Genomic DNA, 13,399 nt, shown 5'->3' on the forward strand with positions numbered 1-13,399 from the left:
TTCGGTTAGCTTGGAGAACTCTTGATCGTCTAATGGCTTGCCGTCAATAATGGGTGAAAAGCTAACCGCACCGTTTTCTTCATAGAGCACAACCTGCTTTTCCAGGGCTTTTTTCTCAACACGCTCAATGGCTTGTTCATAGCGCTGATCAAAAGAACGATGAATAGCTTTCTTTTTACGCTGATAACCTGGGTTATCAAAAGCGGCCGGAAAGGTGTCTAACAGCTCATCAATTAAGGCTTCCAGTTTTTTCACCAGTTGCCGGCCTTCACCGGGTAGCAACCGTAGCGTATTAGGTACCCGTTCATCATCAAAGTTACTTAGGTAGCACCATTCATCCGGCGTCGCCTTTTCACTGGCAGCTTGCTGCAAAATATCCTGTACCAGAGTAAAACGGCCCAACGCCGGCTCACCCATGACATATAAGTTATAACCTGGCATATCCATGCCAATAGCAAACTCCAATGCTGTACGCGCCCTATCCTGACCAATAAAGGCGGGAGGTAACTCTTGCTTCTGAAGTGCCTGACTAATCAGTTGTGGGTCCAGTTGCGTAGACAACTGTAGAGGGTTAAGCGCCAGCGAATGGCTTTGCTTTGTCATGTATCGCCTTAAAATCTATTGAACTGTCTATTTATTCAGGAAGTTGTTGTCAGGCAGCAATTTCAATAGCTGACAACAGCTTCGCTATACTAGCAAAAAGCCACCGGCTCTGCCCAGCGCTAAAGTTTCAGTAAAGCCCGCCGATAACAAAATAACTTAATGAACATTGTTAGCGGAGCCTTGCATGAACGAGCGTAGTTGCCTGGAAAAGATTCGTAACCTTGGGGTGCGCTTGCATGAATTGGAGTTAGCCCAACCCTTACCGGGGAAATCTTACGCCTCGGCAGCTCTGGATTTTTTATTTAATGAACATCAAATAGCGCGCCCCAGTGGGGCACCACTTGACCATACCTTGCAAACGTTAGGCAAAGCCTTGATAGAGAAACAGCAATTGAAATTTCAACGGCTGGATGCCGATAGTGTTATTGACTATTTTTGTCGGTTTTACCGGGTGCACTGAGTAATTTAAATTATTATTACCAACGCCACAAACGCCTGCTGAGTAACCAGCCAAAAGCCACAACAATACTGGCCGCTAACAAATATGCCGTTGCCAAATAAACCAACGCATCTACTGGGCAATGCAAACTGTAGACAGTAGCAGCCAGCAGCGCGGCACACAGTGGCACGGCCAAACGCAACGAACTCCGTTGTCCTGGCCTGGCACGACGCAGCAAACGCTGTAATATCAATACTGCCACCACACCAACGCCCCCAACCCAACTAACGCAGGCCCAGAACGAGCCGACTTGCATCGCCTCTTCAATGCTCAGTTCCATACCTAGTGCGGTAAATGCGATAAACAAAACACCGGCACAAAGTAGTAACAAGAACAAGCTCCAGCTATTTTGCCAAGAAGGTTGCTCTGGCCTACTCACGACTAAAGTCAGTTTCAGCGATGCCATGGTTAGGGTTAATAAGGCTGCACTTTTCAATAAGGCGGCTGCATGCCAGTCAGCCCGCAATCCCAACGGCATTAAGATAATCAAGGCACAGCCCGCTATCATCAGTAACGCCAGCAACAATAGGGGCTTAACTTTAAGCGGTGTTACCGCACGGTGCGAAGCAACCAGTTTCTCAATTAAAAAATCAGTGTTATCCGACATTACGCTGCTCCTCGTGGCTTGATACCGTCATCTTACCTTTATTAATTAAGGCGCTACTTCTCTGCTAATTCGGTGCGAAGTAACTGTATGGCCCGATACACATTAACCTTTACCCAAACGGCACTTCGCTGCAAAAGGGTTGCCGTTTCAGTAATGGATAATTCTTCAACCTTCGTCGCATACAATGCTTGAGCCTGTACCTCGCTCAAGGGCGCTAACAGGCGACTCACGGCACTGTATTGCTCATCTTCATCCAGTTCGACCGTGGGGTGCCAGCTTTCATCTTCGGCTAACGACTGCGTTCTCTCCTGTGCAGTTTGGCGCCAACTTTCATAGTGTTTGTGCTTTAGGATACCGCTTAGCCACGGCTCAACCGGTAAATCACCCTGATAGGTGTGCAAAATACGGTGTAGTGTGAGTAAAACATCCTGCACAAAATCATCTAGTTGCTGTGGTGCAACATAGCGGCGGGCACGCATGCGTAAAAACGGCACTACGGCCTTTAAAAAGGTATGGTAGGCCTGCTTATCCCCTTGCTGGGCACGCTGCAGCAGCGCTGGCCATTCATTCATACTTTATCCTGTTAACTGCAGTTCACTTCTACATATTGTCAACCTGGGCACCAAAGGTTACAGAAAAAATAAAAATATTTTTTGTAACCTTTTTCAATCTTACGACCAATTACTTGTTGTGGGCCCCTCTTAGCTCATCTAATAAACCTATCTAGCGGAGTACTGTTATGTTTAACACAAATATCACTAGAACTAATCTAAAACAGCTGGCTTTTACGGCAACGTTGTTACTAGGGCTGGCTGCTCAGCCCGTGTTAGCCACTAACCTGAGCTTACCAAGCTACAGCGCCGCACAACTGGCTGAAGTGGAGCAAAACGGCAGTTTTGTCCTGGTTGCGACTAAACCTGGCTGTCCGGTCTGTGCACGCCAGGTACCTGCTATCAAAGCCGCTTTGATGGATCCTGCCTTGCAAGATCTTACTGTTTTGCAATACAACCAACTCACTGAAAAAGCCTTGAACCAACGGTTTAACGTGACCGGACAAAGCACCATTATTGTGTTTCGTCAGGGCAAGGAGGTGTCTCGTAGTCGTGGTATGACCGACGAAATGGCCATTAAAGCCGAACTAGCCAAAGCCCTGTAACTCGGAGTGGTACCATGATCGATTATAGCTTGCTTCCCTTGTTATTACTGGCCGGAATGCTTATTACACTGTCACCTTGCATCTTGCCAGTGCTCCCGGTGATGGCAAGCTCAGGATTAGCCAAACATAAGCTTGCCCCAGTTTTTACTGGGGCAGGTTTAGCGCTCGGTTTTGCCTTGATGGGCATGCTATTGCATGGTCTAGGTCATGCTTTAGGTTTGAGCGAAAGTGTTACCCGCCCGCTCTTTGCCAGTTTACTGGTAGTATTTGGCTTGGCTCTGGTGCTACCCTGGCTTAAACAAGGTAGCACTGGCTTGCTAGCGCCCCTTGCGGCAAAAGCAGATCAACTGGCAACGCTGTTAGAGCAAAAGCCTGGCGGTGCATTTTGGTTAGGTATGTTGTTAGGAGCAATTTGGAGCCCTTGTGCTGGGCCCATTCTGGGGGCAGCCTTAGGCTTAGCTGGCACCTCAGGTTCAATAATAAACGCGGGATTGCAAATGCTCATCTTTGGAATTGGCGCGGCCTTACCTTTAATCGCTATTGCTTATCTTTTTGCGGGTTCAGCCAGAAAATACTTACCTAAGCTAGTGGCGGGGGGTGAGTTAGCCCGGAAAATCTTAGGCTACAGCCTAGTGCTAGTTGGTTTGATGATTTTAACTCAGTTAGATAAACTGCTGTTGATTTGGGCAACAGAGCATTTGCCGCAAGCCTGGTTAAATTTAGTAACACAGTACTAGTGGATGTTTTGTGCTAATACCCACTGAGATACTTGTGGCTTTACACCGTAACCATAACTGTTTAGGCTTAGACTATAATTAACGCTGTATGCAAAACATTTAGCTATCATGCAGCGAACTCCTATGAGGAAAGTAACATGAATAAACTAACCAAAACTCAATTAACACTTGCGCTTGGCGCTCTGGCGTTAAGTGCAGCAGCGACTGCGGCTGACAACCCTAATCCATTTCAAGCCCAGCAACTGACAATGGCATACCAGTTAACGGACGACAAAACTACGGGTAGTGGTGTAAAGGTTAAAGTCAAAGAGCAGGCTAACGAGAAAGCCAAAGAAATGAAATGCGGTGAGGGCATGTGCGGTGCCGATATGCAAAAAAAAGCGGCTGACGCTAAAAAAGCCGGTGCCGATAAAGCCAAAGAAATGAAGTGCGGCGAAGGCAAATGCGGTGAAGGCAAGTGTGGCGCTGAGATGCAGAAGAAAATGGCCGATGCCAAAAAAGCCGGAGCCGACAAAGCAAAAGAAATGAAATGTGGTGAGGGCAAATGCGGCGCTGAAATGAAAAGCAAAACCGCCGACAAAGCTGCTGATAAAGCAGCTGATGCCAAAAAGAAAGCCAGCGATAAAGCCAAAGAAATGAAGTGCGGTGAAGGTAAATGCGGTTCGATGTAACCTAAATGTACAGCACTATTAAGCCACAGAGCGCAGGCCTTGGTCTGCGCCGAGAAATGTTGCCGGAATTACTGCACGCCAAGCCATCCGCAATAGATTTCTTTGAAGTCGCCCCCGAGAACTGGCTGCCTTATGGTGGCAAGTTACAACGCGACTTTCGAACACTGACTGAACGCTATCCCTTTTTCTGCCATGGCTTATCGCTTTCTATCGGTAGCCCAGATCCACTAGACTGGCGCTTTATTCGCCAGCTCAAACAGTTTCTTGATGAACATAATATCCTGCTTTACAGCGAACACCTGAGTTACTGCTCTGCGGGTGGTCATCTATATGATTTAATGCCCATTCCTTTTACGGAGGAAGCGGTAAGCTATGTTGCCAACCGTATCCGGCAGGTGCAAGACATGCTGGAGCGACCGTTAATTATCGAGAATGTGTCCTACTATGCAGCTCCCGGCCAGCAACTTAGTGAGCAAGCCTTTTTGCTGGCGGTATTAAACGAAGCGAACTGCCAATTGTTGTTGGATGTTAATAATATTCATGTTAACGCCGTCAATCATGGTTACGATGCTAGCACTTTTTTAAACGCTATGCCGAGCGAACGCATTGCCTACTATCATGTCGCCGGGCACTATCAGCAAACCGAGACACTGTTAATTGATACCCATGGTGCTGATATACCTGATCCAGTCTGGCATTTACTCACGCAAGCCTATCAATGTCATGGCGTAAAACCTACCCTGTATGAGCGGGACTTTAATCTGCCGCCGATGTCCGCACTATGTGCTGAACTGCAGCAGATTAAAACCTTGCAACAACGCGCGACTTTGGAACTAACCTAATGTCAGCCTTAAGTGAAACACAGCTGGCTTTTGCTAACTATATCCGGGATCCGGCACAATATCCGGCGCCCGAAGCCATCGAAATTGAGCGGCTTGAGGTATACCGAGAATTATTTTTTAACAATGTGCGGGGCTTTCTCGACAATGCCTTTCCGGTTTTACATAGCCTTTACCCGGCAGACGCTTGGCTAACGCTGCAACAACAGTTTTTTGCTGGTTATGCCTGCCAATCTCCCTATTTTTTGCATATTGCCGAGCAGTTCGTCAGCTTTTTGCAACAGTACCCGCTGACAGCACAAGATCCGCCTTTTTTAACCGAACTAGCGCATTATGAATGGGCTGAGCTGTATATCGGCACTAAACAAGCACGCCACAGTTTACAACGACTCGCACCAGTGGAACTTACAACGAGCTCACTGGCGTTATCAGAACTGGCAATGTTAGCCGCCTATCAATACCCAGTGCAGCGGATCAGCAATCACTTCCAACCGAGTACAGCTGGTGACTTACAATGCTTCTTAATCTATCGGGATTATCAGGATGAGGTGATCTTTGTCAGTTTAAATCAAGCCACTCTGCTGTTGTTAAACCAATTAAGCGAAAAACCCGGACAAACGCTCTCTGAGCTAACTCAAGCATTAGCGCCTAGTTTAGCGCCGCTAACCCCAGCTCAATTAGAGGCAGCGGCGCTACCGCTATTGCAAGAGCTTGCCGCTAAAGGTGCCATAGTGCCAGCGTTTAAATAACCATTCAGGCGCTTCAAAAAATGAGTACAACGTTTACATAAGTTTAGCGCAACGCAGCTGCTTGAATTTTTTTCATGTAGCAACCAACAAATTTCAATTAACTTTAGATGGCCAGCCATCTAAATAGCTGTATACTACCTTTATAGCAATTTCAGCTGCGAGCTTTTTGAGGTATCTGTATTATGGCGTTATCATTACAGCAAAAAATTACCGATCCTAAACAAGGCGTCTATCTCATAGGTACCACACCACCTAAAACTGATACTGCTGCTGATAAAGTCGCGCGCATTGCCAAAAAATTGCTCGGTCGCTTAAATGAAATTGAGTACGATGGTCTAATTGTTTACGATATTCAGGATGAAAGCAGCCGGGTAGCTGCAGAGCGCCCTTTCCCGTTCCATAGCACTTTAGATCCGCGGGAATACGGGCAATTATTGCGCCAACTGGCCCAGCAAGATGTTATTACCTATAAAAGTGTGGCGCAGCGTGATGCCGCCGAGTTTAAGAGCTGGCTCTCGCAAACGGCTGAAGAATATCAATTACAAAATCTGGTATTAGTTGGCAGCCCTTCATCCAGTGGTGAGATCAAGCTTAGCCTGCCTGAAGCCTATCAACATCTGACAGAGCACAGTACCCTATTTTATCTGGGTGGCGTTGCCATTGCCGAGCGTCATGCCAAAAAAGGCAACGAACATTTACGTTTAATTGAAAAGTCAGTGCAAGGTTGTGAGTTTTTTATCTCGCAGGCTGTCTATAACGCGCAAGCGACTATAGATCTACTGACCAGCTATGCCAGAAGCTGCAAACAACAAGGCCTTAGCCCAAAGCGGATTATTCTTACCTTTACCCCCTGTGGTGGCGAACAAACACTGGACTTTATGCAGTGGCTGGGTATTTCTGTCCCAGAGGGTAGCAAATACCGTATTTTGGACGCAGATAACCCACTGAATGAATCAATAAAAATTTGCCGCGATAATTTGCAACAAATTTTGCAGCACTGCGCCAACCTGGATATTCCGCTGGGTTTAAACGTAGAAAGCCTGACCAACAGACGCGAAGAAATTGATGCTTCTATTCGTTTATTCAGGCTATTAAAAGCACTGATGGAACTGCACTTAGCTGAAAAGCAGGTGGCCTGATTCTCTTGTGCTTGTTTAAAACAACAGTCGTAACGTACGGCTACGACTGCTTAACAAGGCATCATCACACTTTAGGCTAGCTTTGGCGCATCAAAATTGGCTGGCTCATCACTGTAAATACAGACATTCCAGTCGGCTGCCAGGCCATCTTCGGCTAAACAATAGCGCTCGAAAAACTGTACTATTTCTGCACGTTGGCAATGCGCTTCAAAGCTCGGCAAGTCAGCCCAAATCTCATTAAAAGCAATTGGGAAGCTTTTACCTTCAGCAAAAGGACTGCTGATCTGACGCGTCACGATATATTGCAAACAACCATCTTCACGCAGCGTGTTAGGCTCTAAGCGTTGTAGTACCTGAAATAACTCAGCGTCTTTACCTTTTTTAGGTAAAAACTGCGCCACACAATAGACTTTTTTCGACATAAACCACTCTCTTATTCATCGCCCACCGCCAGCGGAGGTGGGCGTGATGTTTCTTAAGGACGACCAAAGATACTAAAAAGTTCGGCATTTAACCATAAATGACAGATCACACTGGCGGCATACCCTAACAAAATAACCGGTGCCCACTTTAAATGCCCGACAAAGGTGTAGTAACCACGTGCCTGCCCCATTAAAGCGACACCCGCCGCAGATCCTATCGACAATAAACTACCACCAACGCCCGCAGTTAAAGTAATAAGCAACCAGTGACCATGTGACATTTCCGGATTCATCGTAAGTACCGCAAACATCACCGGAATGTTGTCCACTACTGCCGACATTAACCCTAAAACCACGTTGGCGGCAGTCGGGTTCCAATTGGTATAAAGTGCGGTGGATAACAATTCCAGGTAACCAATAAATCCTAAACCACCAACACAAACCACTACCCCATAGAAAAACAATAAGGTATCCCATTCTGCCCGAGCTACCCGGCTAAACACATCAAAGGGTACCACCTGGCCCAAGGCACGGATCCGCTCCATATCGCCTTCACGCTCAGCAATCGCTTTTTTTCGTGCCAGCGAACCGGGCAAGGTTTTGCGTAGAAAGAAACCAAAAAACTGTAAGTAGCCAAGGCCGGTCATCATACCTAAAACCGGTGGCAACCCTAGGTACGAATGGAAAGCGACAGCAGTGGCGATAGTGAGTAAAAACAAAGTAAGAATACGTAAAGCCCCACGCTTTAATTCGACTTCCTCAGAAAAACCACCGGGCGAACGCTTCTCTACAAACAGGCTCATAATCAACGCTGGTACTAAAAAGTTCACTACAGCTGGGATAAAGAGGGTAAAAAATTCATTAAAGCTAATAATGCCTGCCTGCCAGACCATTAATGTGGTGATGTCGCCAAAAGGAATAAAGGCGCCCCCCGCATTGGCAGCTACTACAATATTGACGCAGGTAAGGTTTATAAACCTTTTATCCCCTTCCGCTACTTTCATGACAACAGCACACATCAACATGGCAGTAGTCATATTATTAGCAAACGAAGAGATAACAAAGGCTAAAACCCCGCTAATCCAGAACAGGCTGCGATAGCTGAACCCTGAGCGAATTAACCAAGCGCGCAGCGCATCGAACAGTCGTCGTTCTTCCAGGGCATTGATATAAGTCATCGCCACCAACAGGAATAGCATTAACTCCGAAAACTCGAGTAGTGTATGCCGAAACGCCGACTCTGCCGCTTCCGGCATCCCTGCTTGCATGTAGCGCCAGCCAATAAGAGCCCAGATAATACCGGCAGCCACCAATACCGGTTTAGATTTACGTAAATGAATCTTTTCTTCAGCCATAACTAGCATATACGCTAAAACAAATAAGCCTAACGCAATTAGACCTATGGGGCTTAGCGTTAAATTAATTGGGCCGGAGGCAGCAAAGGCCGTAGCAGGAATACATGCCACGGAAATCAGTAATACCGCGAAAGTTCTGAAATTAAACATGATGGCTTCTGTAACGTTATTAAGCAGGAGGAGGGTCTCTGCCTACCCCAGTGCAATAAGTGCACGGTGGCGACATTGAGGGCATATGATACGCCCTTTTCTCTAACAATACAGGCCTAAATCTGTATTACTGGCTACCTTAGCCCTAGCATTTAGTCTAATAAAACGGCAAACAGCGTAGGATAGTTAGCGCAGCACCAATAAAGCACATTTTGCATTGCGGATCATGGCCGTCGTAGTGCTGCCCAAAATAAACTGACGGATGCGAGAATGGCCGTAAGCGCCCATAATCATTAAGTCGATATGATGCTCTTGCTGATATTGGTTCAAAACGTTTTCTGGCTCACCAGCGATGATGGCAGTTTGAGTGGTAAAGCCCGCCGCAGCCAACTGCTCTGCAGCAGCATCCAGCTTGACTTGGCTGTCTTCAGCACGTCCCGTTGCTAACACGATATGCACCAATAACCCGCGGCATAGTGGGCTGGCAGCAAGCATCGCCAAACTTTTTTGCGCAGTGGCACTACCATCGAAAGCCAGCATAATTCGCAGTGGAGCCTTAAAGCGTTGCTGTGTTAATAACACCGGTTTATCTAAAGTACGAAGCAATTGCTCAACATGTAAGCCTAACTGACCATGCTCTTCAGCACTGCTGGCACCTCGCTTGCCTATCACTAATAAACGTAAGTCTGGCGCCAAACTTTTTAACGAATTTAACAAGGTATCAGGTCGCAGTATTTCTGCAACGGCACTAAGACCCGCTTGCTCGGCTCTCGCTCTGGCAGCAGCTAATATAAACCGTCCCCGCTCCAGCGCTAGGGTGCTCTGCTTTTCATCCAACTCGGCTAACTGTTGTAATAAAACTTCCTGTGAGCCCAAACCTAAGCTACCGCTTAAATCTGGGGTTTGGGTATGCTGAGCCTTATCAATGGCATGCAGTAAGGTCAGCGACGTCTGTAATTGAATCGCTGCCCACACCGCGTAATCACATACGGCTTCGGCATAAGGTGAAGCATCAATGCAGGCAACAACCTTAGCCTCTGTATTTAGCGCTGTCATCATTTACTACCTTATACTGCGTTCAAACTGGCAAGCCATCCCGGAAAAACTGCACACCACCACAATGGGCACAGCACAGCATCTCTGTAGGATGGGTATAATCGATACTCTGCTGGCATTGACTGCAACGGTAGCGCCCCATGCCAACATATTCGCCCTGATAGTAAACGCCCTGATGCTTAAAGTCCTCCATCAGCTCGGCCCACTCGACCTGAGTTTTATCGGTGATCTGACTCAGCTGCTGCCAAAGCTCCTCGGTCCACATCGACGGTTGCTGCTCTTCATCATGCGCTTCTGCAAACTGTCGCTTCAGGGTTTCTACAAATAATTGGCTTTCGTAGGCACTTAATTCTTTGCCTGCTTTTAAATAGGCTTTAAAGGTATCAGCAAACTCCAGCATATTTTGTAGCTGCTGTTGACTGGCCTGATTGAGCGTCTCGGTGAGCTCAGTGAGCCATTGTTGGTACTTTTGTTTAAATTCAGCCATCTCATACTCCGGTTAGCAAATGAAAACAAAGGACATAGCGCCTGGGGCGTGTTAAAACAAGTATAGACCAAGCACTGCTTATTGTTGTCAAAACCCGCCTAAGGTATGCTATAGCGAATTTTTGCCTGTGCTTTGCTTTAGCGCAAACTTACAGGCCCGCACCATACCCAAAATCATTGAAGATGCAGGTAGGCGGCAAGTGAACGAACGGGGGCGCCCGTGCGACCCATGAGCATAGGAATACTATGTGATTGGGTCGGACTGGCGTTCCAGTGAGCGAGCGCAGCCAACACCGCTGCAGCTTCAAGGATAACGGGTATAAGACTTTTCTGGAAGACGTAAATGCAACAGCAATATAATCCACAGCAGATTGAAACCACCCTGCAGCAGCAGTGGCAAGACAACAATGCCTTTAAGGTAACGGAAGATCCCAGCAAAGAAAAGTTTTACTGCCTCTCCATGTTTCCTTACCCAAGTGGCCGTTTGCATATGGGCCATGTGCGCAACTACACCATTGGCGATGTAGTAAGCCGCTTTCAGCGCATGCAAGGCAAAAACGTGATGCAACCTATGGGTTGGGATGCCTTTGGTTTACCGGCTGAAAACGCCGCGATTAACCACAAAACTGCCCCAGCCAAGTGGACTTACGAAAATATCGATTATATGAAAACGCAGCTAAAGCGGCTGGGTTTTGGTTACGATTGGGATCGTGAAGTGGCAACCTGCAAACCCGATTACTATCGCTGGGAGCAGTGGTTCTTTACTAAGCTTTATGAAAAAGGCTTGGTCTACAAAAAAATGGCTACGGTAAACTGGGATCCGGTTGATCAGTGCGTGTTAGCTAACGAGCAAGTCATTGATGGCCGCGGCTGGCGTTCAGGCGCTTTAGTCGAACAGCGCGAATTAGCGCAGTGGTTTATTCGTATTACCCAATATGCCGAAGAGCTGCTGCAAGATTTAGAGCAACTGACCGAATGGCCAGAGCAAGTGCGCACTATGCAGAAAAACTGGATTGGCCGCTCAGAGGGCGTCAATATCCGTTTTGCCATTGCTGGCCAAGACAGCGAGCTGGAAGTGTACACTACCCGCCCGGATACCTTATTTGGCGTGACCTATGTCGCTGTTGCGGCTCAGCACCCACTAGCACTGGCGGCAGCGAAAACCAACAGCCAATTAGCAAGCTTTATCGAAGAGATAAAAGGCGGCAAAATGGCCGAAGCCGAGCTTGCTACCATGGAGAAAAAAGGCTGTGCTACTGGCGTTTATGCGATTCACCCACTGACTGGCGAACAAGTACCGGTATGGGTCGCCAACTTTGTGTTAATGGATTACGGCTCAGGTGCCGTAATGGCAGTACCCGGCCACGATCAACGTGATTATGAATTTGCTACCAAGTATCAATTGCCAATCAAGCAAGTGGTCACGGCAGCGGATGGCAGCGCTACCAGCTTAGACACCGCGGCCTATACCGAAAAAGGCCTGCTGCTTAACTCAGGCGACTTTAATGGTCTAGACTTTGACGCTGCCTTTAAAGCCATTGCCGACAAACTAGGCAGCTTGGGTAAAGGCGAGATTAAAGTAAATTACCGCCTGCGCGATTGGGGTGTATCACGCCAGCGTTACTGGGGCACTCCTATCCCGATGTTAAACCTGCCTGATGGCTCTGTTGTGCCCGTGCCTGAAGATCGCCTGCCGGTGGTATTACCGGAAGATGTAGTGATGGATGGGGTTACGTCCCCCATCAAAGCCGACGCGCAGTGGGCCAAAACCGAATTTAATGGTGGCGATGCCTTTCACGAGACCGATACCTTCGACACCTTTATGGAGTCGAGCTGGTACTATGCGCGTTACTGTAGCCCGGATTATGACAAAGCCATGCTAGATCCGGAAAAAGCCAACTATTGGCTGCCGGTTGATCAATATATTGGTGGTATTGAACACGCTATTTTGCACCTGTTATATGCGCGCTTCTTCCATAAGCTATTGCGTGATGTTGGCTTAGTAAAGTGCGACGAGCCTTTTAAACGCTTGCTGTGCCAGGGTATGGTATTAGCCGAAACCTTCTATCGTGAAACGGCCAATGGCGGCCAGCAATGGTTCTCACCGCAAGACGTCGAAATTGAACGTGACGAAAAAGGCCGCATTACCCAGGCTACGCTGAAAAGCGATGGTCAGCCGGTGCTTTCGGCGGGCATGAGCAAGATGTCGAAGTCGAAGAACAACGGCATCGATCCGCAAAAAGTTATCGATCAATACGGTGCCGATACCGTGCGCTTATTTATGATGTTTACTGCACCGCCAGAGCAAACCCTGGAGTGGTCAGATTCGGCAGTAGAAGGCGCGCATCGTTTCTTAAAACGCATCTACACCCTAGTCAGCGAAGTACAGGCTGCCGGTGCCGCCGGTGAGTTAGACCTAACTGCGCTTAACGATGAGCAAAAAACCTTACGCCGTGAACTGCACAAAACCATCGCCAAGGTGACTGACGATATCGGCCGTCGTTATACCTTTAATACCGCTATCGCTGCGGTAATGGAGTTAACTAATAAGCTGCAAAAAGCCAGTTTAGCCACGCCGTTGGATAAAGCGGTGATGCGCGAAGCCTGCACTGCCTTGCTGCAACTGCTTAATCCGATAACACCGCATATTGCCCAGTATTTATGGGCGCAGCTTGGCAATACTCAAGGTATTGAACAAGCGGCCTGGCCGGTGGTTGATAGCGCAGCTTTGGTAGAAGACGAAAAACTAGTGGTGGTGCAAATTAATGGTAAAGTGCGGGCCAAAGTCACTGTTGCTGCTGATGCTAACCAAGAGCAAGTGCTAGCGATAGCCAAGCTGGATGAGAACGTGCAGCGCTACCTGGAAGGTGTCAGCGTTCGTAAGGTTATTTATGTCCCAGGCAAGTTGCTCAACCTGGTGGTTGGCTAAG

The 13,399-nt window shown here is 47.7% G+C and carries 15 protein-coding genes; 8 read left to right on the top strand and 7 right to left on the bottom strand.

Going from position 1 to position 13,399, the window contains the following annotated elements; translation table 11 throughout:
* Positions 1-603 (bottom strand): Lon-like protease helical domain-containing protein (locus tag IE163_RS17845; protein WP_229833570.1); only part of this gene is annotated, 603 nt, incomplete at its 3' end.
* 184 nt (positions 604-787) lie between these two features.
* On the opposite strand from IE163_RS17845, the gene IE163_RS13285 reads away from it, so the two are divergent.
* On the top strand, positions 788-1,063 hold the full coding sequence (locus IE163_RS13285) for a hypothetical protein (protein ID WP_189433470.1): 276 nt from the start codon (positions 788-790) through the stop codon (positions 1,061-1,063).
* A 16-nt stretch (positions 1,064-1,079) separates the two neighbouring features.
* On the opposite strand, the gene IE163_RS13290 is transcribed toward IE163_RS13285, so the two are convergent.
* Together IE163_RS13290 and IE163_RS13295 are read right to left on the bottom strand one after the other, a co-directional pair.
* Positions 1,080-1,709: an NrsF family protein gene (locus IE163_RS13290; RefSeq protein WP_189433471.1), complete on the bottom strand. Its 630-nt coding sequence runs from the start codon at positions 1,707-1,709 to the stop codon at positions 1,080-1,082.
* Between the two features lie 53 nt (positions 1,710-1,762).
* Positions 1,763-2,281: an RNA polymerase sigma factor gene (locus IE163_RS13295; RefSeq protein ID WP_189433472.1), complete on the bottom strand. Its 519-nt coding sequence runs from the start codon at positions 2,279-2,281 to the stop codon at positions 1,763-1,765.
* A gap of 167 nt (positions 2,282-2,448) precedes the next feature.
* Between IE163_RS13295 and IE163_RS13300 the strand changes: the two genes are divergently transcribed.
* The 6 genes from IE163_RS13300 (at position 2,449) to IE163_RS13325 (ending at position 7,000) form a co-directional block, all read left to right on the top strand.
* A complete protein-coding gene (locus IE163_RS13300; RefSeq protein WP_189433473.1) occupies positions 2,449-2,865 on the top strand; it encodes a thioredoxin family protein in 417 nt (138 codons plus the stop codon).
* Positions 2,866-2,879: 14 nt separating this feature from the next.
* The gene (locus IE163_RS13305; protein WP_189433474.1) at positions 2,880-3,602 is read left to right on the top strand and encodes a cytochrome c biogenesis CcdA family protein; all 723 of its coding nucleotides are present in this window, start codon (positions 2,880-2,882) and stop codon (positions 3,600-3,602) included.
* A 137-nt stretch (positions 3,603-3,739) separates the two neighbouring features.
* Positions 3,740-4,273, top strand: coding sequence for an HvfA family oxazolone/thioamide-modified RiPP metallophore (locus IE163_RS13310; RefSeq protein ID WP_189433475.1), 534 nt, complete (start codon positions 3,740-3,742; stop codon positions 4,271-4,273).
* 5 nt (positions 4,274-4,278) lie between these two features.
* The gene (locus tag IE163_RS13315; protein WP_189433476.1) at positions 4,279-5,115 is read left to right on the top strand and encodes an HvfB family MNIO-type RiPP peptide maturase; all 837 of its coding nucleotides are present in this window, start codon (positions 4,279-4,281) and stop codon (positions 5,113-5,115) included.
* Positions 5,115-5,861: an HvfC family RiPP maturation protein gene (locus IE163_RS13320; RefSeq protein WP_189433477.1), complete on the top strand. Its 747-nt coding sequence runs from the start codon at positions 5,115-5,117 to the stop codon at positions 5,859-5,861. The genes IE163_RS13315 and IE163_RS13320 overlap by 1 nt, the downstream gene beginning before the upstream one ends.
* Positions 5,862-6,043: 182 nt before the next feature.
* Entirely contained in the window at positions 6,044-7,000 is a 957-nt protein-coding gene (locus IE163_RS13325) for a hypothetical protein (RefSeq protein ID WP_189433478.1), read from the top strand.
* Positions 7,001-7,071: 71 nt separating this feature from the next.
* Here the strand turns inward: IE163_RS13325 and IE163_RS13330 are convergent, their stop codons facing one another.
* The 4 genes from IE163_RS13330 to IE163_RS13345 form a co-directional block, all read right to left on the bottom strand.
* Complete coding sequence (locus IE163_RS13330) at positions 7,072-7,422, bottom strand: putative quinol monooxygenase (RefSeq protein ID WP_189433479.1); 351 nt, start codon at positions 7,420-7,422, stop codon at positions 7,072-7,074.
* Between the two features lie 53 nt (positions 7,423-7,475).
* On the bottom strand, positions 7,476-8,927 hold the full coding sequence (nhaD, locus tag IE163_RS13335; protein ID WP_189433480.1) for a sodium:proton antiporter NhaD: 1,452 nt from the start codon (positions 8,925-8,927) through the stop codon (positions 7,476-7,478).
* A gap of 186 nt (positions 8,928-9,113) precedes the next feature.
* The gene (locus IE163_RS13340) at positions 9,114-9,986 is read right to left on the bottom strand and encodes a universal stress protein (protein WP_229833571.1); all 873 of its coding nucleotides are present in this window, start codon (positions 9,984-9,986) and stop codon (positions 9,114-9,116) included.
* A 19-nt stretch (positions 9,987-10,005) separates the two neighbouring features.
* Positions 10,006-10,470, bottom strand: a complete 465-nt coding sequence (locus tag IE163_RS13345) for a zinc ribbon-containing protein (RefSeq protein WP_189433481.1) — start codon at positions 10,468-10,470, stop codon at positions 10,006-10,008.
* A 342-nt stretch (positions 10,471-10,812) separates the two neighbouring features.
* Here IE163_RS13345 and leuS point away from each other — a divergent pair, with 342 nt between their 5' ends.
* The gene (gene leuS / locus IE163_RS13350; RefSeq protein ID WP_189433482.1) at positions 10,813-13,398 is read left to right on the top strand and encodes a leucine--tRNA ligase; all 2,586 of its coding nucleotides are present in this window, start codon (positions 10,813-10,815) and stop codon (positions 13,396-13,398) included.
* Position 13,399: the final 1 nt, after the last annotated feature.

The organism is Alishewanella longhuensis, from assembly GCF_014653435.1.
Classification (GTDB): Bacteria; Pseudomonadota; Gammaproteobacteria; order Enterobacterales; family Alteromonadaceae; genus Alishewanella; species Alishewanella longhuensis.

Excerpts from the sequence above, each read along its gene's own strand:
- IE163_RS13285 (WP_189433470.1), top strand. The coding sequence starts at position 788 with ATGAACGAGCGTAGTTGCCTGGAAAAGATTCGTAACCTTGGGGTGCGC.
- IE163_RS13290 (WP_189433471.1), bottom strand. The coding sequence starts at position 1,709 with ATGTCGGATAACACTGATTTTTTAATTGAGAAACTGGTTGCTTCGCAC.
- IE163_RS13295 (WP_189433472.1), bottom strand. The coding sequence starts at position 2,281 with ATGAATGAATGGCCAGCGCTGCTGCAGCGTGCCCAGCAAGGGGATAAG.
- IE163_RS13300 (WP_189433473.1), top strand. The coding sequence starts at position 2,449 with ATGTTTAACACAAATATCACTAGAACTAATCTAAAACAGCTGGCTTTT.
- IE163_RS13305 (WP_189433474.1), top strand. The coding sequence starts at position 2,880 with ATGATCGATTATAGCTTGCTTCCCTTGTTATTACTGGCCGGAATGCTT.
- IE163_RS13310 (WP_189433475.1), top strand. The coding sequence starts at position 3,740 with ATGAATAAACTAACCAAAACTCAATTAACACTTGCGCTTGGCGCTCTG.
- IE163_RS13315 (WP_189433476.1), top strand. The coding sequence starts at position 4,279 with ATGTACAGCACTATTAAGCCACAGAGCGCAGGCCTTGGTCTGCGCCGA.
- IE163_RS13320 (WP_189433477.1), top strand. The coding sequence starts at position 5,115 with ATGTCAGCCTTAAGTGAAACACAGCTGGCTTTTGCTAACTATATCCGG.
- IE163_RS13325 (WP_189433478.1), top strand. The coding sequence starts at position 6,044 with ATGGCGTTATCATTACAGCAAAAAATTACCGATCCTAAACAAGGCGTC.
- IE163_RS13330 (WP_189433479.1), bottom strand. The coding sequence starts at position 7,422 with ATGTCGAAAAAAGTCTATTGTGTGGCGCAGTTTTTACCTAAAAAAGGT.
- nhaD (WP_189433480.1), bottom strand. The coding sequence starts at position 8,927 with ATGTTTAATTTCAGAACTTTCGCGGTATTACTGATTTCCGTGGCATGT.
- IE163_RS13340 (WP_229833571.1), bottom strand. The coding sequence starts at position 9,986 with ATGATGACAGCGCTAAATACAGAGGCTAAGGTTGTTGCCTGCATTGAT.
- IE163_RS13345 (WP_189433481.1), bottom strand. The coding sequence starts at position 10,470 with ATGGCTGAATTTAAACAAAAGTACCAACAATGGCTCACTGAGCTCACC.
- leuS (WP_189433482.1), top strand. The coding sequence starts at position 10,813 with ATGCAACAGCAATATAATCCACAGCAGATTGAAACCACCCTGCAGCAG.